23 protein-coding genes are annotated in these 19,423 nt (G+C 39.1%); 8 read left to right on the forward strand and 15 right to left on the reverse strand.

Annotated elements, in window-relative coordinates; translation table 11 throughout:
* Positions 1 to 31 precede the first annotated feature (31 nt).
* The 6 genes from DOK79_RS05505 to DOK79_RS05530 form a co-directional block, all read right to left on the reverse strand.
* Positions 32 to 274 carry a hypothetical protein gene (locus DOK79_RS05505; RefSeq protein WP_242543319.1) on the reverse strand — a complete coding sequence of 81 codons (243 nt, stop codon included), beginning with the start codon at positions 272 to 274 and terminating at the stop codon, positions 32 to 34.
* 39 nt (positions 275 to 313) lie between these two features.
* Complete coding sequence (locus tag DOK79_RS05510; RefSeq protein ID WP_023520391.1) at positions 314 to 541, reverse strand: hypothetical protein; 228 nt, start codon at positions 539 to 541, stop codon at positions 314 to 316.
* A gap of 11 nt (positions 542 to 552) precedes the next feature.
* A complete protein-coding gene (locus DOK79_RS05515) occupies positions 553 to 984 on the reverse strand; it encodes an ORF6C domain-containing protein (protein ID WP_242699698.1) in 432 nt (143 codons plus the stop codon).
* Between the two features lie 74 nt (positions 985 to 1,058).
* A complete protein-coding gene (locus DOK79_RS05520; protein ID WP_242543321.1) occupies positions 1,059 to 1,172 on the reverse strand; it encodes an ORF6N domain-containing protein in 114 nt (37 codons plus the stop codon).
* A gap of 14 nt (positions 1,173 to 1,186) precedes the next feature.
* Positions 1,187 to 1,468: a hypothetical protein gene (locus tag DOK79_RS05525; RefSeq protein WP_137073053.1), complete on the reverse strand. Its 282-nt coding sequence runs from the start codon at positions 1,466 to 1,468 to the stop codon at positions 1,187 to 1,189.
* Positions 1,469 to 1,480: 12 nt separating this feature from the next.
* Positions 1,481 to 2,245, reverse strand: a complete 765-nt coding sequence (locus DOK79_RS05530; RefSeq protein WP_206857589.1) for a phage antirepressor KilAC domain-containing protein — start codon at positions 2,243 to 2,245, stop codon at positions 1,481 to 1,483.
* A 344-nt stretch (positions 2,246 to 2,589) separates the two neighbouring features.
* Between DOK79_RS05530 and DOK79_RS05535 the strand changes: the two genes are divergently transcribed.
* On the forward strand, positions 2,590 to 2,778 hold the full coding sequence (locus tag DOK79_RS05535; RefSeq protein ID WP_206857592.1) for a hypothetical protein: 189 nt from the start codon (positions 2,590 to 2,592) through the stop codon (positions 2,776 to 2,778).
* 53 nt (positions 2,779 to 2,831) lie between these two features.
* On the opposite strand, the gene DOK79_RS05540 is transcribed toward DOK79_RS05535, so the two are convergent.
* The gene (locus tag DOK79_RS05540) at positions 2,832 to 3,062 is read right to left on the reverse strand and encodes a helix-turn-helix transcriptional regulator (RefSeq protein WP_206857594.1); all 231 of its coding nucleotides are present in this window, start codon (positions 3,060 to 3,062) and stop codon (positions 2,832 to 2,834) included.
* 147 nt (positions 3,063 to 3,209) lie between these two features.
* On the opposite strand from DOK79_RS05540, the gene DOK79_RS05545 reads away from it, so the two are divergent.
* Positions 3,210 to 3,971: a S24 family peptidase gene (locus DOK79_RS05545; RefSeq protein WP_206857596.1), complete on the forward strand. Its 762-nt coding sequence runs from the start codon at positions 3,210 to 3,212 to the stop codon at positions 3,969 to 3,971.
* A 166-nt stretch (positions 3,972 to 4,137) separates the two neighbouring features.
* Here the strand turns inward: DOK79_RS05545 and DOK79_RS05550 are convergent, their stop codons facing one another.
* On the reverse strand, positions 4,138 to 4,314 hold the full coding sequence (locus tag DOK79_RS05550) for a type I toxin-antitoxin system Fst family toxin (protein ID WP_339093070.1): 177 nt from the start codon (positions 4,312 to 4,314) through the stop codon (positions 4,138 to 4,140).
* 92 nt (positions 4,315 to 4,406) lie between these two features.
* Here DOK79_RS05550 and DOK79_RS05555 point away from each other — a divergent pair, with 92 nt between their 5' ends.
* Both DOK79_RS05555 and DOK79_RS05560 read left to right on the forward strand, forming a co-directional pair.
* Entirely contained in the window at positions 4,407 to 5,285 is an 879-nt protein-coding gene (locus tag DOK79_RS05555) for an SHOCT domain-containing protein (RefSeq protein WP_206857599.1), read from the forward strand.
* A gap of 72 nt (positions 5,286 to 5,357) precedes the next feature.
* On the forward strand, positions 5,358 to 6,515 hold the full coding sequence (locus tag DOK79_RS05560) for a site-specific integrase (protein ID WP_206857606.1): 1,158 nt from the start codon (positions 5,358 to 5,360) through the stop codon (positions 6,513 to 6,515).
* An 85-nt stretch (positions 6,516 to 6,600) separates the two neighbouring features.
* Here DOK79_RS05560 and rpsI read toward each other — a convergent pair whose 3' ends face one another.
* Together rpsI and rplM are read right to left on the reverse strand one after the other, a co-directional pair.
* Positions 6,601 to 6,993 carry a 30S ribosomal protein S9 gene (gene rpsI, locus DOK79_RS05565; protein WP_010733940.1) on the reverse strand — a complete coding sequence of 131 codons (393 nt, stop codon included), beginning with the start codon at positions 6,991 to 6,993 and terminating at the stop codon, positions 6,601 to 6,603.
* A 15-nt stretch (positions 6,994 to 7,008) separates the two neighbouring features.
* Positions 7,009 to 7,437, reverse strand: coding sequence for a 50S ribosomal protein L13 (gene rplM, locus DOK79_RS05570; RefSeq protein WP_153830627.1), 429 nt, complete (start codon positions 7,435 to 7,437; stop codon positions 7,009 to 7,011).
* Between the two features lie 375 nt (positions 7,438 to 7,812).
* On the opposite strand from rplM, the gene DOK79_RS05575 reads away from it, so the two are divergent.
* Positions 7,813 to 9,024, forward strand: coding sequence for an argininosuccinate synthase (locus tag DOK79_RS05575; RefSeq protein WP_206857608.1), 1,212 nt, complete (start codon positions 7,813 to 7,815; stop codon positions 9,022 to 9,024).
* Between the two features lie 100 nt (positions 9,025 to 9,124).
* The gene (gene argH, locus DOK79_RS05580; RefSeq protein WP_206857616.1) at positions 9,125 to 10,507 is read left to right on the forward strand and encodes an argininosuccinate lyase; all 1,383 of its coding nucleotides are present in this window, start codon (positions 9,125 to 9,127) and stop codon (positions 10,505 to 10,507) included.
* 53 nt (positions 10,508 to 10,560) lie between these two features.
* On the opposite strand, the gene DOK79_RS05585 is transcribed toward argH, so the two are convergent.
* Positions 10,561 to 11,028, reverse strand: coding sequence for a Dps family protein (locus DOK79_RS05585; RefSeq protein ID WP_206857618.1), 468 nt, complete (start codon positions 11,026 to 11,028; stop codon positions 10,561 to 10,563).
* A 166-nt stretch (positions 11,029 to 11,194) separates the two neighbouring features.
* On the reverse strand, positions 11,195 to 12,745 hold the full coding sequence (locus DOK79_RS05590) for a gluconokinase (protein ID WP_206857620.1): 1,551 nt from the start codon (positions 12,743 to 12,745) through the stop codon (positions 11,195 to 11,197).
* Positions 12,746 to 12,801: 56 nt separating this feature from the next.
* Between DOK79_RS05590 and DOK79_RS05595 the strand changes: the two genes are divergently transcribed.
* Entirely contained in the window at positions 12,802 to 13,476 is a 675-nt protein-coding gene (locus tag DOK79_RS05595; protein ID WP_206857622.1) for a prepilin peptidase, read from the forward strand.
* An 87-nt stretch (positions 13,477 to 13,563) separates the two neighbouring features.
* Here DOK79_RS05595 and msrA read toward each other — a convergent pair whose 3' ends face one another.
* Positions 13,564 to 14,088, reverse strand: a complete 525-nt coding sequence (gene msrA / locus DOK79_RS05600; RefSeq protein ID WP_206857632.1) for a peptide-methionine (S)-S-oxide reductase MsrA — start codon at positions 14,086 to 14,088, stop codon at positions 13,564 to 13,566.
* 394 nt (positions 14,089 to 14,482) lie between these two features.
* Positions 14,483 to 14,740: a hypothetical protein gene (locus DOK79_RS05605; protein WP_206857634.1), complete on the reverse strand. Its 258-nt coding sequence runs from the start codon at positions 14,738 to 14,740 to the stop codon at positions 14,483 to 14,485.
* Positions 14,741 to 15,002: 262 nt separating this feature from the next.
* Between DOK79_RS05605 and DOK79_RS05610 the strand changes: the two genes are divergently transcribed.
* Positions 15,003 to 15,656: a response regulator transcription factor gene (locus DOK79_RS05610; protein WP_206857636.1), complete on the forward strand. Its 654-nt coding sequence runs from the start codon at positions 15,003 to 15,005 to the stop codon at positions 15,654 to 15,656.
* 98 nt (positions 15,657 to 15,754) lie between these two features.
* Here DOK79_RS05610 and rpoC read toward each other — a convergent pair whose 3' ends face one another.
* Complete coding sequence (gene rpoC, locus DOK79_RS05615) at positions 15,755 to 19,408, reverse strand: DNA-directed RNA polymerase subunit beta' (protein ID WP_277989384.1); 3,654 nt, start codon at positions 19,406 to 19,408, stop codon at positions 15,755 to 15,757.
* Positions 19,409 to 19,423 lie beyond the last annotated feature (15 nt).

Below are 19,423 nucleotides of genomic sequence, written 5' to 3' on the forward strand. Positions count from 1 at the left end.
AATAAAAAGTGTGTCTGTCTTTTTCATAGTCTTATCTCCATTTCATATTTATAAGGCGATTAAGCCTATTTTGATACTGCAGTTCTTGATATTGTTTCAACTCACTTTTAGCAACTTCAAGCTGCCGATCGCTTAACACGCTTTTTTTATCATGGACAAGGTACTGCAAGTCTTGAATAGATTTTGCGATTGACTTCTCAATCAATTCTTCCTGCTTAAACGTGTAGGGACCGGTAGTCGCTATCATTTTCTTTTGACATGTTTTCCTAGGCATAGTCACTTCTCTCCTCAACCTACTTTCAAAAGTATTTACCTATTCCAGTAATTCTTCTGCAAATTCTAGCTTTCCAACTAATTTCTTGGCTTCTTTCAACTGATCAATGGTTAATTGGATTTTTTCACTAGTTAGGCAAACAACAGTGGCATCCTCAGTTATGACAGTTGAACCCAAATCTCTTGCAGCATTTAAAAACATCTCAGCGCCTTCCATCGTTGTTTCCCACTCTTGCCATTTTTGCTCTAACTTTTTATTGATTTTCATTTAACTTCCTCCTACATTTCCAATTCTGTTTGAATCTGATTGATACGTTCTTTTGTCACCGAAGACGGTTCCCAGCTATTGATAAAGTTCAATGCTTTTCGGAAATCCTTATCTTTAATTCGCCCACGATTCGGAACGTTGAAAAGTTGCTTGATGCTCGATCCTAAATCTTGATACAACATACCTTTAGCGTTTTGTCCTAGATGTTGTTCCTTGCAGATTTGATAAACCTTCTTTCGAACGGCTCGATCGATTGTTCCTTTATCTTCCGAAGTGATCAGTTTGTTTTCTTCGATATCTACTAAACGTTCGTCAATTTTATCGATGCGTTGATTTGTTTCTTCGTTCCCTTCTAAAGCTAGTAGTATTAATTCCCGATTAGATGTTGGGATTTTGATTTGTTGCTTTGGATTGAAATAGTTTTCTTCCAATTCATCGAACATATCCCACGCTCGATCCGTGCCTAACATTTTCGAATGACGACTAGCTCCTTGTTTTGTGTAGAGAATAAGTTGATTTACCCGACTTCCGACGATACCGATATTTTCGGTGTCGCTTCATAGAATTCCGCTAGTTGTTCCGTAGTTAATAATCGTTGATTGTAAAATTCAATAATTTGCATTTGATTCATGCTGTAGCCTCCTTCTAAATTTTCATTTTGTTTATATGCGATCTAATATCATCTCGATCAAACCGATCTTCCTTCTTACTCCAAGGTATGACCGGTAATCCATCCGCAATCCACTCTTTTAGCATGTCGTCACCCATCCCTAAAATATTTTTCACTTCACTCTTATTGGGATAAGGTGGTAATTCCGTTGTTTTTGTTAGAAGCTTCATTCTCTTTTCAAATTCCAGTACTGCTATCTGAACAAATTGAGGTATAATTTGTTTTTCAATAACTTCATCCGGTATTGTTAACTGCATACCTAAACCTCCCTACGCTAGTTGTTCTTGCTCAATCATCGGCAACACGTCATTTCTCTTCAATAACTGATACAGGAAGATATGCCCCTTAGTCGTCCATTTCGTGCGAACCTTAACTTGCGAGCGACCGTTGCTATCTACATAATCAAATGGCTCTGTGTGCGTGTACCCTTTGTCTTGGTGCTTGCTATATAAGAACCACACTCCGCTCTGGTTGTACTGAACGCCTAAATCATGAAGCAATTTATTAAACGTTGGTGCGCCCATTCCGTAATTCTTAGCAATAGCTGTTACAGTAGTTAATCCTGGATTGTTTAGAATGTTGTCGTAGTAATCAGCCTTGGGCTGTAATTCGTTTACTCTCTGTTCCGCTACAAGTCGCAAGGTGCGTTCTTCTTTTAATTTATTCGCTACTTCAATTAACAAGTCTGGGTTGTTTAGTAGCTCGTCTGTAGCGTACATTCCGTTTTTTCTAATGGTAGGCAATACTTCAACCGCTAGCCAATCTTGGAATTTATCAGCTAACGAGTTATTTGCTCTGAACGCTAGTTTATAAACCATTGGTTCGCTTATATAATCATTTTTCCCAACTTCTTGGGAAAGATATTTCTTCAAATATTTATTGACCGTTTCCCAGCGGATATACTCTTTTCCATTTTTCATTTGGGTTAATCCTAAACTTCTTGCTACACTTTCTACATCAAATAATGATTCGCCATTTTCTGACTTTACTTCTAGTAGAAATAACTCATTGGTAAATTTTTGTAAGTTTGACATTTCATTGCCTCCTATGCTGGTTGTTTTTGTTTTTCTTAAAATTTATTGTTTATTTTGATACAATAAGGTAACTAATCATTTTCACTGCCCTGTTTCCAAGTAATTGGAATCTTAGCATTGGGTGAATTCAAGGGAACCCTAAGTCATTCTGATAAGGCAACCATGAGCCAAGCTACAAGTCCTTTGGTTTCCGCTTGTAGAAGGTGCAACGCATAGATAGTGAGTAAAAGGAACAATAACCTATCCACGAGCGCCCAACGACCTTTGCCAGAAGGTTGATGAGATATGCTGACCTTGTGGGAAACCATAAGAACTAGTTGATAAAAAACTACTAGGATAACAATGTGAGTAAAGTAGCTACTGAAATGTCACAAGTCAAAACTCTTGGTGCAGCTGCTCAAGCTGCAAAACTTATGTCAGGGGATGTGTTGCCATCGGCCCATAACATGAATAAAGTTATTTCTGTTGCACAGTCACTTAACAAGAACGCTTCGGCCTCAGCTGCTGCTCTAGCTGGTAATGAAAATGATTAGTCTGCCATCTGTTTCCGCAGGTGGCTTTTTGGTTACATCGGTCATAGTTTCTCCTATGCTGGTTGCTTACTTTTGTCACCATTTCGGTGCTTGCGTGGTAAAAAAATTTCATCTAATCGTTTTTGAAATAAGGTTGCGATTGCAAACATCTCGTCCTGATTGAATGCATTTTTTCCTTTTTCTTTCTCTCGATACGCTTGAACCGAAATCCCTAAATAATCCGCTAATTCTTGTTGCGTCATTTTCTTATAGTTTTTTCTTAAGTCATACAATTCCTTTTGCAATATAAACACCTCCTCTCGAGCACCATTTCGGTTACAAGATCACTATAGCACCATTTTGGTGCTTGTGCAAGCTAAAATCTCTAAAAAAATAAAAATAGTTCCATTTCGGTGCTTTTCGTGCTATTCTGTTATCAAGGAGGTGCGAAGATGGATTTATCAAAATACATCGGCGGAAAGATTAAATTTTATAGAGAACTAAATAATTTAACTCAAGATGATTTAGCAGAAGAGCTTAATACTACAAGGCAATCTATTAGTAGGTATGAGAACGGAGACAGAAAAGCGAATCAAGACGTACTTTTCGAACTGGCTGATCTATTTAATATCTCTATTAACAAGTTCTTCCCCGAAATAAAACTAGTCCCGCCCTTAGAGACCGTCATAGACAAAACAACTTCAATTATGAGAAAGCTCGATGACGAACGACAAAAATTAGTCTACAAATGTGCAGAAAAACAATTAGCAGAACAAACTAAACCTGCCCAACAGTCCCCAAAAATCACTGATATACAATCCTATAAGGATGAAAAAAAACGTGCTGCTGAAGGTTACGGTGCTGTATCTGCGGGAACAGGTGAATTTCTTTTTGGGGTAGAAAGAGCCGAAACAGTATATCTACCTGAATCAGACTTTCCAGACGAACCGTTTGATTATGTATTGAAAATTAATGGCGATTCTATGTTACCTACTTATAAGGATGGGGAGTATATTTTCGTCAAGTCTTTTTCAAACGGTGGGCATGTTCGGAGTGGTATGCTGGCAATCGTCTTATATGAGAGTGAAGTGTACTTCAAAAAAGTATACTTAAAAGATGAATGTATAACGCTTGTTTCACTAAATAAGGAGTATGCTGATATTGTGGTGACTGACCCAGAGCATTTTAAAGTTCTCGGTAAAGTTGTATCTTGATTTGACAAATTTTTGACACGAAAATAAGATCGTGCTATACTTTGGTTGTGGAAACGAAACTATTTGTCGCAAGACATCACAAAAGCCCAACCTAGTCGCATAGGTTGGGCTTTTCTTTGCACTTATTGTGGAGTGATAAGCGTGTGGGTTAGAAAGCAACTTGCTTTCAGTTGTCGTCTTTCTCATCTAACCAATGAGAAACTAGCGTATTGACTAAAGCCACAAAGAGTGGTGCGACAACTAACGAAACTATTTGATAAAACAAGACATTCACCCCGCTTTCGGGGCAAGTTGCCTTTTCTAGTATAACAAAACGAATACTATGGAACAATGCAAACTGCATTTTGACAAAAAAACACCCCTTCAAAGTTTACGGCTTTGATTGGGGCACTGTTATACGATTACAACTATATTTTAGCAGAAAGAGGGAATAAAATGAATATATTTGAAGGGAAATTCGGAACTTTAGCAAAACGGAAAGTTTCATTCGATGGATCTAAAGTAATGATAAAAAAGAATGAATTCAAACTTTCTGATATTAAATGTGTATACTATAAGACCCCGTCTACTCAAGGAAGTGTTTGGAATTATGTTTATCTAAGTTTAGATGGAGAACCTTTTGATGGTGAAAATATTTTTTTACAAAATGTTTTCACCTTTACAGACAAACAAACAGAGAAAGCTATGGAGCTTCTCAGCCTATTACCACTTGAAGTAATAGATCAAGGTATTGCTATCGAAAGTATTCAAGAAACAGAATACAGTGATAATACAGCGATAGTGGGGCTAACCATACTACTTGACTATGACAAAGAATTTATCAGTTTTTTATGGGCTAAAAGAAATATACCATTCGATAATATATTAGATTTTGAGATTGTTGAAAATGGTCAATCAAAAATTGCCAGCGGAGCAAAAGCGGCTGCTGTAGGAACTGTATTATTCGGCCCCGCCGGAATGATAACTGGAGCAATTATTGGCAAAGGTAAAGAAAAAGAGTTGGTAGATAATCTTTATCTCGAAGTATCAATAAAAGATGAACCGCCAATAAAAATTGAAATAATTTCAAAGAAAGTCAGGAAAGACAGCAAAAAATTTCGAAATGGTCTTGATCATCTAATTCAAATCGCAGAAAAGTTACAACCCATTGTAGAAAAAAATAATCTTGACGAAGCACCATCAATTGAAAATATTGTGCCGTCAAACCAAACTAGCGTTACGGATGAACTACGAGCATTTAAATCATTGCTAGATGATGGAATAATCACTCAAGAAGAATTTGATTTAAAAAAGGCGGAATTATTGTCCAAATGAAATCAGAGATTAGCCTACGGGCTTTTCTTTTTGATATACAATCAAACGTACACTCTTGAGAGGGGTTTTATTATGGCTATGATTAAACAATATAAAAAGAAAAACGGGGAGAAAGCTTGGTATTTTAAAACATATTTAGGGATTGATCCGATGACAAAGAAGAAAAAATATACTACCAAAAGAGGATTTAAAACACAAAAGGAGGCTAAAATAGCCTTATCAAGACTAGAATTAGAAATTGAGAAAAACGGACTTCCAACTAAAAAAATTGAAATTCCAACTTTCAGAGAAGTCTATAATCTTTGGTACGAACAATATAAAAACACGGTCAAAGAAAGCACGCTATTTGTCCAAAAAAATGCGATTGAAAAACATATTCTGCCAAAGTTTGGATCGCTCTCGTTAGACAAAATAACCGTTGTTTATTGTCAAGAACAAGTGAATAATTGGTTCACTTACTATAAAAAGTATCCTAATCTTATTGGCTTAACGACTAGAATAATTGATTATGGGCTTAAAATCGGTCTTCTCTCAACTAATCCAATGAATCATGTGATAAGACCACGAAAATCCGAACGAATTGATCAAGAAAAATATGTCTCCCCTTTTTATTCTAAAGAGCAATTAAAGAATTTTTTAGAGATCTTAAACCGTCACGAAGACATACAACTGTTTACTATGTTCAGAGTGATGTCATTCACAGGACTACGAAAAGGAGAGCTACAGGCCCTGCGTTGGAAAGATTGCGATTTATCAAAAGGCACTATATCAGTCAATCAGACATTGGCAAAAAGTGAATACGGTAAAGAAATATTCCAGACTCCCAAAACAAAGCATAGCCGTCGTACTATTTCAATTGATGATGAAACTCTTAAGTACCTTGTATCTTGGAAAAAAGAGCAACGTAGAAGATATCTAAAGCTAGGTATTAATACTCTCAAACCTGAACAGCTTTTGTTTACTGACATTGACAATAAACATCTTTACCTCGATTATCTGAATAATTTTATGAAAGCTTTTTTAAAGGAACACAATTTAGAGAAGATTACTATTCATGGTTTTAGGCATACACACTGCAGCTTATTATTTGAAGCAGGCGTCAGCATTAAAGAAGTACAAGAGCGAATGGGGCACACCGATATAAAAACCACGATGGATATCTATACTCACGTAACCGAAAAAGCCAAGGAACAAACCGCTGAAAAATATGCCGCGTATATGAATTTTTAAAAGTATGGTCAAAAGTATGGTCAAAACAAAAAAAGAGGCGTCTCTCGAATTGAGAAACACCTCGTAAAGCTTGATATAACAATGATTAACGTTTCGAGAATTGTGAAGCTTTGCGGGCTTTTTTAAGACCTGGTTTTTTACGTTCAACCATACGTGCGTCACGTGTAAGTAACCCAGCACGTTTAAGCGCTAAACGGAAGTCAGGATCAACTTCTAGCAATGCACGAGCGATTCCGTGACGGATAGCTCCTGATTGTCCAGCGTAGCCTCCACCGTTTACGTTAACAAATACGTCATATGCGCCTTTTGTTTCAGTAACGCCGAAAGGTTGATTGATAACTTCACGCAAGTCAGCATGTGGAATATATTCTTCAACATCTTTTTTGTTGATAGTAATTTTACCAGTTCCTGGTACTAAACGTACGCGGGCAACTGCATTTTTACGACGGCCTGTGCCGATATATTGAACTTGTGCCAATGAAATTCCCTCCTATTAGATTAAGTTTGTGATGTCTAAAACTTCTGGTTGTTGTGCTGCATGTGGATGTTCTGCTCCACCGTATACATTCAATTTTGTAAATTGTTTGCGGCCTAAAGTATTTTTAGGTAGCATGCCTTTTACAGAAGTTTCGATCAAACGACGAGAATTTTTAGCACGCAATTCACCAGCTGAGATTGATTTCAATCCTCCTGGGTAGTTGCTGTGACGGTAATAAATTTTATCAGTCGCTTTTTTACCTGTTAATTTCACTTTATCTGCATTGATAACAATGACGAAATCGCCAGTGTCCAAATGAGGGGTGAAAGTTGGTTTATTTTTTCCACGTAGTACAGATGCAACAACTGTTGAAAGACGTCCCAATGGAACATCAGTTGCGTCTACTACATACCATTTACGTTCTACTTCGCCTGGTTTGGCCATATATGTTGTACGCACGTTATTTTCCTCCAATTTAAGTTCTGATGTTTGACATACACTTCGAGTTTCCGGGGCTCTTTGTGGGGCAAACAATACCATTTAACATATTACCTTCAAATGCTGATAATGTCAACGTTTTTCTATACTTCTGAAAAATTTAATTTTCCTTTCATTTTCTCCTTTTCAATGTTTTGGTTTCATTTAGAAAGAAAAGCTTAATTGTATAAAAATATGTTTAAATTCTTTATTTATGAATATTATTTTCTTTTTATTTGATTTTATGTATATTTATTTAATTTATTGATTGCTTTTTCATTTTTATGGTGTTATCATTTGAAACAACTATTTTGAAAACACTAAAAATAAAGGGGCGATTTTATGAAAGAAAAAATTATATTGGCTTACTCAGGTGGCTTAGATACCTCTGTCGCAATCAAATGGTTGGCAAAAGATTATGAGGTGATTGCTTGTTGCCTAGATATTGGTGAAGGCAAAGATACAGCTTTTATTAAAGAAAAAGCACTTCAAGTCGGCGCGATTGCGTCTTACGCCATTGATGCAAAAGAAGAATTTGCTCAAGAGTTTGCCTTGATTGCGCTACAAGGTCATACATTTTACGAGCAGTCTTATCCACTGGTTTCTGCGCTTTCTCGCCCCTTAATCGCAAAAAAATTAGTGGAATTAGCCCGAAAAACTGGCGCAACGACGATTGCTCACGGCTGTACGGGAAAGGGCAACGACCAAGTTCGTTTTGAAGTGGCTATCAATGCCTTGGCGCCTGAAATGAAAATCATTGCCCCGGTTCGTCAGTGGCAATGGTCCCGTGAAGAGGAAATCGCCTATGCGAAAGAAAATGATGTACCGATTCCAGCAGATTTGGAGAATCCCTACTCCATCGACCAAAACTTGTGGGGACGTGCTTGTGAGTGTGGTGTGTTGGAAGACCCTTGGGCGACTCCGCCGGCGGGTGCTTACGACATCACGACAGCCTTAGAGTACACACCGGATCAGTCGGATATCATTGAACTCACTTTTGAACAAGGCGTGCCAGTGGCTTTGAATCAAGAAAGTTTACCTTTATCCGAATTGATTTTGTCCTTGAATCAATTAGCCGGTAAGCATGGGATCGGTCGGATCGATCATGTGGAGAATCGTCTAGTGGGAATCAAGTCTCGGGAAGTTTATGAATGTCCTGGAGCAATCACTTTGATGCAGGCACATAAAGAATTAGAAGATTTGACTTTTGTTCGTGAATTAGCACATTTCAAACCGATGATCGAGCAACAGTTGAGTCAAATGATCTATGATGGTCTCTGGTTCAATCCATTGACTGAGGCGTTGATTTCTTTCTTGAAAGCAACTCAAACAGCTGTCAATGGAACTGTCCGTGTCAAACTATTCAAAGGGAATGTCATCGTTGAAGGGCGTAAATCAGCCAATAGTCTATATAACGAAGAATTAGCAACGTATACTTCAGCGGATACCTTCGATCAACAAGCGGCTGTCGGATTTATCAAGCTTTGGGGGCTTCCATCGAAAGTCTATGCGGAAGTTCAAACGCAACAACAAACAGCCGTAGGATCAGAGTAGTGAGCGTATCAATCAAAATAAAAGCGAGGTAAAAGCTGAGTGCGAGCTCAAACAGGAACTTTTGCCTGCTTTTCTTCATTCAAAACATAGGAGGAATCACATGGATAAACTTTGGGGTGGACGGTTTCAAGGGAAAAGTGAACAGTGGATCGACGCATTCGGTGCTTCGATCTCCTTTGATCAAAAGTTGGCTGAACAAGATATTTTAGGGAGTCTCGCGCATGTGAAAATGTTGGCACATACTGGGATTTTGTCCGAGGAAGAAGCACAACAGATCATCACTGGTTTGGAAAAACTGCAAACACGTTTAACGAATGGTACCTTGCATTTTTCGGTGGAAAACGAAGACATCCACTTGAATATCGAAAAATGCCTACATGAGGAAATCGGATCTGTTGCTGGGAAACTACATACGGCTCGTAGTCGCAATGACCAAGTCGCAACAGACATGCACTTGTATCTGAAAGAAACGGTCCTTGAACTGATCGAAAAGCTTCATTCGCTACGTCAAACGTTCGTGGAAAAAGCAGCGGAGCATATCGCTACGATCATGCCGGGATACACCCATCTGCAACATGCCCAACCGATTTCCTTTGGCCATCATCTCTTAGCATACTATCAGATGTTTACACGTGATTATGAACGCTTCACAGAAAGTTTGAAACGAATCGATATTTCCCCTTTAGGCAGTGCCGCATTGGCAGGTACGACGTTTCCGATTGATCGTTCCTTCGCTGCAAATGAATTGGGCTTTTCTGCTGTTTATGCAAACAGTCTTGATGCTGTCAGTGACCGTGATTTTATTCTTGAATTTTTAAGTAACGCTTCTTTATTGATGATGCACTTGTCACGTTTTTGCGAAGAAATCATTTTTTGGTGTAGTTACGAATGCCAATACATTGAACTTTCGGATACTTTTTCGACAGGCAGTTCGATCATGCCTCAAAAGAAAAATCCTGACATGGCGGAATTGATTCGGGGAAAAACTGGTCGGGTATATGGTAATTTATTTGGTTTACTCACGTTGATGAAGGGTTTGCCTTTAGCTTATAACAAAGATTTCCAAGAGGATAAAGAAGGAATGTTCGACACGAGTGAAACGATTTTAGCCAGCCTCTCGATCATGGAAGGCATGGTAAAAACCATGGCAGTAAATAAAGCTCGAATGTATGCCGCCACGCAAAAAGATTTCTCCAATGCGACTGAGTTAGCCGATTACTTGGCTGCGAAGGGTTTACCTTTCCGTCAAGCACATGAGATCGTTGGCAAACTCGTCTTACAATGTACACAACAGGGTTGTTATCTCCAAGATGTATCTTTTGCAGAATATCAACAAATCAGTCCACTGATCGAAATGGATATCTATGATGCTTTACGCCCAGAAACAGCAGTAAAACGTCGGAATTCATTAGGCGGTACCGGATTTGATCAAGTCCAACAGCAGATCGATCAAGCACGCCAACAATTACAAAAAGAGAAATAAAACAAGCCCCCTCATCTATCCTTATGTTTAAGTGAGGGGGCTATCAATTCAATTTATGCGTCGATTCCTGGAGCTTTGCCTAGATGTGCTTGTAACATCCAGATGCGTTTTTCTGTTGCTGCTTTAAAATCAATAAAGATATCTTGTGTTGGATCGTCGCCTTCTTCACCAGCAGCGTCAATTCCTTTTTGGAAAAGATCTGCTAAGTAGCGGTAACCAGCTACTAATGTTTCTAGACGTTCTTCCATCGTACGATCCCAACGGCCAACTTCATCAGGGATTTTTGTGTTGTCTGCAAATTCACGTAATGTTGAATAAGGTGAACCATCTAATGTAATCAAACGTTCTGAGATCTCATCTAATTGTTCGTTCAAGTCGTCCATGAATTTGTCCATCATTGGATGCAATGTCAGAAATCCAGGACCTCTCATATACCAATGCGTTTGGTGAACGATCACCGACATTTGGCTTAAATCTGCTACTAATTGATTCAATACTTCTTTTGTTTGTTGAAATTTCATGTAATTCTGCCTCCTCGCATTTACCTATACTAAAATCATAGTAAACTTTGAAGGAAAAGTACACTAAAATCCTTTAGATGAGAACGATTTTCATCCCCAGTACGACGCTTTTTTTTTATGGCGAAAAATCCATCAGATAAACAAAAAATATAACGAATGTAATTATTTAAAATTCGCCTTCTTCATTGCTCATCTCCATGGATAGATCCTCTCGTAGTTCGGCAAATAATTGCGAATAGCGGCTTAATTCTTGCTGTGTGGAGACAAACAAAGGATATATTTTGTTATACATACGATTGGCTTTTTTCTGAACGGCTATTTGTTGCGTTAGCTCAATATATGTGGAAGCTTCGGCTAACGAATTGATTCTTCCTTGGCTCTGCCACCCTAAAATGACTGCACCTAAAGCCGAAGCTTCTTTGACTTTTGGAAAAAGGATAGGTTGTCCCAAAACGTCCGCCATGATTTGTCGAAATAAAACCGATTGAGCAAAGCCGCCTGTTGCTCGTAATTCAATGACTTGCTCAGGTGGGCAAATCCCTAGTAAAATTCGCTTGAGATTGAAACAAACCCCTTCAAGGACCGCACGCATCATGTCTTTTTCCGTATGCCATCGTTGCAGACCAATAAAACTGCCAAATGCTTCTGCATCCCATAAAGGTGCTCGTTCACCAAGCAAATACGGTTGAAAAATCAGCCCATTGGCACCAGGTGGGACAAAACTGATTTCAGAAAGAACGGCTTGATAAGGATCTTCTCCTTGTTCCTTGGCTCTTTGAACGACATCTTGCATCAATGTATGGACTGCCCAATCAAAGATTCCTGCACCATTACTCGTCGCGCCTCCAATAACCCAGTGTGTTTGATCCAAAACATAACAGAAAGTTTCCATTTGTGGATGGAGTTGCGGACGATTTGAAATAAAGCGTAATGCTCCGCTTGTACCCACAGTCAGTGCCGCCGTCGTTTCACCGAATGCTCCTAAGCCTAAGTTGGATAATGGTCCATCCGCTCCTCCTAAAATAAATGGGATTTCTTGATCAAAATGAAACTTAGTACGGGCCTCTTCTGTTAGTTGCGTGAATTGGGCAGTCGCAGGTGCCACTCTTGGCAGCTGCGCTTCTTGTATTCCTAACTCTTCAAGAATAGGTTCTGACCATTGGAATCTGCGGATATCGAAGTAACCTGTACCAGAAGCAGTGCTGTAATCACTGACTAACTCAGCGAATAGTTCATAAAAAAGATAATCTTTGATTCCTACAAAATAAACCGCTTGATCAAATAAATCAGGAAAGTTGTTTTTCAACCATTTGAGTTTGATCAACGGCGTCATTGGATGGATCGGTGTACCAGTCAGTTCATAGATTGATCGCCCTTTTTCAGTCACTTTTAGTTTTTCTGCTTCATTGACCGCACGGGTGTCTGCCCAAGTGAACATACGCGTCAAAGGCTTTTTGTTTTTATCTAGTAAAATCAAGCTGTGCATAGCTGTTGAAAACGAGATAAATTCGATGGGCTGTGCGGGTAATTGTTGGATCACCTCATTGATAACAGCATACACTGCTTGGACGATCAATTCCTGATCTTGTTCAGCCATTCCTTGGATTTCTTGGATCAACGGATAATGAAAGTAGGCTGTAGCTACTTCTTCTGCTTGTTCATTGAATGCAACTGCTTTCGTTTGCGTAGTACCGATGTCAACACCGATTGCAATCATTGTTTTTCATCCTCTCTTCTCCTTTTTGCGTATCTTAATCAAAAGGAGGTGGTCTGATGTTTCTTTATTTTATCATTGGTTGTTGTTTTGGTTCTTTTTTGTGCCTAGTCGCACAACGTGTTCCTCAAGACCTTTCTATTATTTCCCCTCGTTCTCATTGTGTCAACTGTCAGCAAACATTACGATGGTATGAGTTGATTCCCTTACTATCGATTGTCATTCAACGGTTCCGCTGTCACTCTTGTCAGGCACGACTTTCGCCCATTTATCCCTTAGCTGAGTTGACCAGCGGTGCGCTATTTATGTATGCAGGTACTTATTCGACAGAGACAGTTCATTTGATTTGGCTAGCCATTGCTTTTTTATTTTCCCTGATGGATATTTTTCATCTTGCGATCGACACTCGCATTTTCTACTTCTCCTGGACGTTCTTATGGGTCTACTGGTTGTTGACCGCTCAGTTTCAAGTCGGTACGAGTTTCGTGTTCAGCTTGATCACTTTCGGTTTACTGCGTTATGGTCAAGCCTATTTAGGGGCAGGCGACACGTTACTCTTACTTAGTTGGAGTGGCGGACTCACTTCTTCACAACTCATTATGCTTTTATTTATCGCCAGTTGCCTTGGTATCAGCTATTTTGGTCTTACTGCTTTACTTCACAAGAAAAGAAAACAGCTACCCTTCATTCCTTTTCTGAGTATTGCGTTATGGCTGATTCTTCATTTCCGATAGCACAAAAAAGAAGAAGTACCCGGAAAAAAATATCCGTCCTTCCTCTTTTCTTACGTCTATCATACGTGACTACTTATGCTTAAAAGGCTAATCTTTCCAGTTTTTTCTAAGGAAACCTGCCCGGCCAGAGCCTTCACGATACAACTGGTAATGGATCTTATTTTTCTTGTAGTAATCTTGGTGATACTCTTCTGCGGGATAAAAGGTCGTACGAGGTTCGATCTTCGTGACGATCGGTTTATCAAAACGGCCACTTTCTTGTAGTTGTTGTTTTGATTTTTCCGCAGCTTCACGCTCTGCTTCATCACTATAGTAAATGACCGGACGATACGAGTCGCCACGATCAGCAAACTGACCTAAAGCATCTGTCGGATCGGTTTGTTGCCAATAGATTTCGACTAATTGCGCATAAGTGATGATTTCAGGGTCGTATTCGATCTCTACTGCTTCCGTATGTCCTGTTGTTCCAGTCGTCACTTGTTCGTAGGTTGGATTTGGTACATGTCCACCTGTATAACCCGAAGTAACAGAAAGGATACCCGGCTGCGTTTCAAACGGTTTGACCATACACCAAAAGCAACCACCTGCAAATACAGCTTTTTTCACTGCCATCTCTTATCAGCTCCTTTGGTTTTATCATACTCGTTTTCTTTTAAATAAACATAAATATGCTCATTGTACCCCCTACCGGTATTTTAGCGTTAATTTTGAGTTTTCCTTTCCATATTTATCCATTCGCTTTTCTTTTTGTGGATATCTTTTATTTTTATAACATCTTATCCACACCTATAAATCGAAAGGGATCCTGATCAATATTGAAGTAAAAGTTATGCACATACCAGCACCCATTTTGTGCTATGAGAAAATCACTCAAAGAAGAGTTGTGGATAGTTAAAGAAAACAAATAGACTACGAGATAGCAAATAATTTAAACAGATAGAAACATTATGTAACAGGCCCAGTAAGAATCAGCTAAAATATCTCTATCTTATTCTAACTCTATGACCTAAGTCACATTTGCATATGCTGAATAGATTCTAAAACTTCCAACATTATTTTTGGTAGGCAACACAGTGTAAAGATAGCCCCATCCTACACCTAAAATATCTTTTTGTTCACCAAAAATCTGCATTTCATTTTTTATTCGATCGCCATTGTATTCAGTACCGATATATTTTTTTAACTGCTCTAAAATTATTTCACTTTTTCCTGCGGACATACCATGTTCTGACTCAATTTTTACATTCATGATTTTTTTGTCCATTATTTATCCTCCCTCTACCTTGTTCAACACTGGATCATGAGTTTTTTATATACTTTCTATCAATAGATTCTCTTGTGCTTCTATTTATTGTAGCATTCGCATATGAAGATGATTTATATTTATACTATTCTTTTAGTGAATCAATCTGAACACTACCTGAATTTTTAAAGATAATAATGATACAGCTTTATCTGCAAACAAAATAATGCTATTCTATTTAGTAAAAGAACGAACAGATTAGTAACTTAGAGAGGAGTAATTTATGGTGCAAATTTTGGTAATTGATAATGATGAAATATATGTTGACATTCTAAAAAAATTATTTGAAAAAGATGGACATTTGCTAACTGTATGTCGATGCTTATCAGAAGCTCATGAATTATTTTCTACAGAAATTCAATTAATCATCACTGAGGCTAAATTACCTGATGGAGACAGCCTTAATTTTTTAAGAAGTATTAGAAAATATAGTACTGTCCCTTTTATTGTATTATCTACTTGTGTAGATGAATTTACTCAAATTAGCTTTTTCAGTTTCAAAGCAGATGCTTACATCAGCAAATCTTTTTCTCCTTCCGTAATCAGCTACTATATCAACGCACTTGCCAATCGATTCTATCCACTCCAACAACCTGTAAAGATAAATGGTTACATATTTGATTTAGATAATTATTCCCTTAAATGTGAAAAAAATATACCTATCCCCTTAACAGCCACAGAAATACAAATAATTAAAATATTATATGACCGAAAGGGTACTACTGTTTCAAAAGAACATTTACTTGAAACTATTTGGGGAAATGAATATAGAGATGACTATAGGCGATTAGATCCACATATAAAAAATATCAGAAAAAAATTAGACTACTCTTTTGTCACTACGATTATTGGTATCGGTTACAAATTAACGATATAAATTATTGCTACCTAAATAAAAAGAATAGAAAAAAATCCACAAAAAAAAGGTCAAGCTCCTAAAACAGGAACTTGACCTTCTTTATATGAAATCACAAATTATCGTGTTTGTTCATTCATTGCATCTTCTGCAGCCATTTGTGCTTCGATGTCAGAAATGCTATACACGTTTTCACTTGCAACGCCAACTTCTTTTGGTTCCATGTTACGGTAACGTGGCATACCAGTACCAGCTGGGATGATCTTACCGATGATAACATTTTCTTTCAAACCAAGAAGTGGATCTTTTTTGCCTCGGATCGCAGCATCAGTCAAGACACGAGTTGTTTCTTGGAAGGATGCAGCTGATAAGAAGCTGTTTGTTTCTAATGATGCTTTTGTGATACCTAGCAAGACTGGACGAGATGTCGCAGGAACGCCACCAGCAACTAACGTATTGTAGTTTTGGTCTTTGAAATCTGCGATATCTAACAGCGTACCTGGTAAGATATCTGTATCGCCTGGGTCCATGACGCGAACTTTACGAAGCATTTGGCGAACCATTACTTCGATATGTTTGTCGCCGATCTCTACCCCTTGCATACGGTAAACGCGTTGTACTTCGCGTAATAGATAGTTTTCAACAGATAGAACGTCACGTACTTGCAACAATTGTTTCGGATCGATTGAACCTTCAGTCAATGGTGCACCACGATGGATCATATCGCCTTCAGCGACTTTCATACGTGCAGTGTAAGGAACTGTATACGTACGTGTATCTGTTTTCCCTTTGATCGTTACTTCTTTTGTACGTGTCGCAGGATCTTCAGAGATATCGATGACATCCCCTGTTACTTCAGTGATCACTGCTTGCCCTTTCGGATTACGTGCTTCAAAGATTTCTTGGACACGAGGAAGACCTTGAGTGATATCATCTCCGGCAACCCCACCCGTATGGAACGTACGCATTGTTAACTGAGTACCTGGTTCACCGATTGATTGAGCAGCGATCGTACCAACTGCTTCCCCAACTTCAACGTCAGAGCCAGTTGCCAAGTTACGTCCGTAACAATGTTTGCAGACACCATGTTTTGTGTTACATGTGAAGACAGAACGGATCGTTACTGTTTCAACACCTGCATCAACGATTTGTTTTGCAACATCTTCAGAAATCAATTCATTTCCGGCGATGATCATTTCGTTAGTTTCAGGATGACGAACTTCTTTACGAGTGTAACGTCCAATCAAACGATCTTCAAGAGATTCGATGATTTCATTTCCTTCACGGATTGCTTGGATCTCAAGACCACGGTCAGTGCCACAATCTTCTTCACGGATGATGACATCTTGGGCAACGTCAACTAAACGACGTGTCAAGTAACCGGAATCGGCTGTCTTCAAGGCTGTATCGGTCATTCCTTTACGAGCCCCGTGAGTTGAGATAAACATTTCCAAGACAGAAAGTCCTTCACGGAAGTTCGAAATGATCGGCAATTCCATGATACGTCCGTTCGGTGCGGCCATCAATCCACGCATACCAGCAAGCTGAGTAAAGTTGGAGATGTTACCACGGGCACCAGAATCTGACATCATGAAGATTGGGTTTTTCGCTTCCAAACCTTCCATCAGTTTTTGTTGGATGCGGTCTTTCGCAGAGTTCCAGACAGCAATTACTCGTTCATAACGCTCGTCGTCAGTGATCAAACCACGACGGAATTGTTTTGTAATTGACTCTACTTGTTTATGCGCTTCGTCAATGATTACTTGTTTTTCATTCAAGACACTGATGTCGGCGATCCCTACAGTGATACCTGCATGTGTCGAATGTTTGTAACCTAAGTCTTTCATACGGTCAAGCATCTTAGAAGTTTCAGTGACTTTGAAACGTTTGAAGACTTCGGCGATGATGTTTCCTAAGTTTTTCTTCTTGAATGGTAAAACTAACTCTTGTTCTTTGATGTGAGCAGGAATATCTGTTCCAGCTTCAACAAAGTATTTGTCTGGTGTTTGGACAGTCAAGTTGAAGTCAGTTGGTTCATTCAAGTAAGGGAATTCTGGTGGCATGATCTCATTGAAGATGATTTTACCAACAGTTGTGATCATCGTACGTTCTTTTTGCCAATCAGTAAATGGTTTGTCCCCTAATGACATTGGGTTCACACCGATACGTGAATGTAAATGAACGTAGCCATTACGCCATGCGATGACTGCTTCGTTTTGGTCTCTAAAGACCATTCCTTCGCCTTCACGACCTTCTTCTTCCATTGTTAGGTAGTAGTTTCCTAATACCATATCCTGAGAAGGTGTAACGACTGGTTTACCATCTTTTGGATTCAAGATGTTTTGAGCAGCTAGCATCAGCATACGTGCTTCTGCTTGTGCTTCTTCGTTCAACGGTACGTGAACGGCCATTTGGTCTCCATCGAAATCGGCATTGTAGGCTTCACATACCAATGGATGCAAACGGATCGCACGACCTTGGACAAGAACGGGTTCAAATGCTTGGATACCTAATCTGTGAAGCGTAGGTGCCCGGTTCAATAGAACTGGATGTTCTTTGATGACGTCTTCTAAGACATCCCAAACTTCATCTTCTTGACGTTCGATCTTGCGTTTTGCATTTTTGATGTTTGAAGCAAGTTCACGTTGAACTAATTCACGCATCACGAATGGTTTGAACAATTCGATCGCCATTTCTTTTGGTAGTCCACATTGGTACATTTTTAAGAAAGGACCTACGACGATAACTGAACGACCAGAGTAGTCGACACGTTTACCAAGTAAGTTTTGACGGAAACGACCTTGTTTCCCTTTCAACATATGAGAAAGAGATTTCAACGGGCGGTTACCTGGTCCTGTGACAGGACGGCCACGACGACCGTTATCGATCAACGCATCTACAGCTTCTTGCAACATACGTTTTTCGTTTTGAACGATGATTCCTGGTGCATTCAAGTCTAACAAACGTTTCAAACGGTTGTTACGGTTGATCACACGACGGTATAGATCATTCAAATCACTTGTTGCAAAACGTCCACCTTCTAATTGGACCATTGGGCGTAAATCTGGTGGGATGACAGGGATAACATCCATGACCATCCAGCTTGGTTCATTGCCAGAAGCACGGAATGCTTCTAAAATGTCCAAACGACGGATCGCACGTGTACGTTTTTGTCCTTGTGCAGATTTCAATTCTTCTTTCAATTCAGCCGCTTCAGCATCCAAATCAACGTTATCAAGTAGTTGTTTGATTGCTTCTGCTCCCATTGCTGCTTGGAATTCTTGGCCATATTGTTCACGTTTTTCGCGGTATTCGCGTTCAGTCAACAATTGTTTTTTCTCTAAGCTTGTGTTTCCTGGTTCAATAACAACATATGAGGCAAAGTAAATGATTTCTTCTAGTGCGCGTGGGCTCATGTCTAATACAAGACCCATACGTGAAGGAATACCTTTGAAGTACCAGATATGTGAAACAGGTGCTGCTAATTCGATATGACCCATACGTTCACGACGAACTTTTGAACGAGTCACTTCCACACCACAGCGATCACAAACGATTCCTTTGTAACGGATACGTTTGTATTTTCCGCAGGCACATTCCCAGTCTTTTGTAGGACCAAAAATCCGCTCACAGAACAATCCTTCGCGCTCAGGTTTTAAGGTACGATAGTTAATCGTCTCAGGTTTTTTTACTTCACCGTAAGACCAGCTTCTGATTTTTTCGGGAGAAGCCAAACCTATTTGCATACTTTCGAATTTATTTACATCGATCAAAAGGGGTTCCCTCCA

Source organism: Enterococcus sp. DIV1094, from assembly GCF_017316305.2.
GTDB lineage: Bacteria > Bacillota > Bacilli > Lactobacillales > Enterococcaceae > Enterococcus_B > Enterococcus_B mangumiae.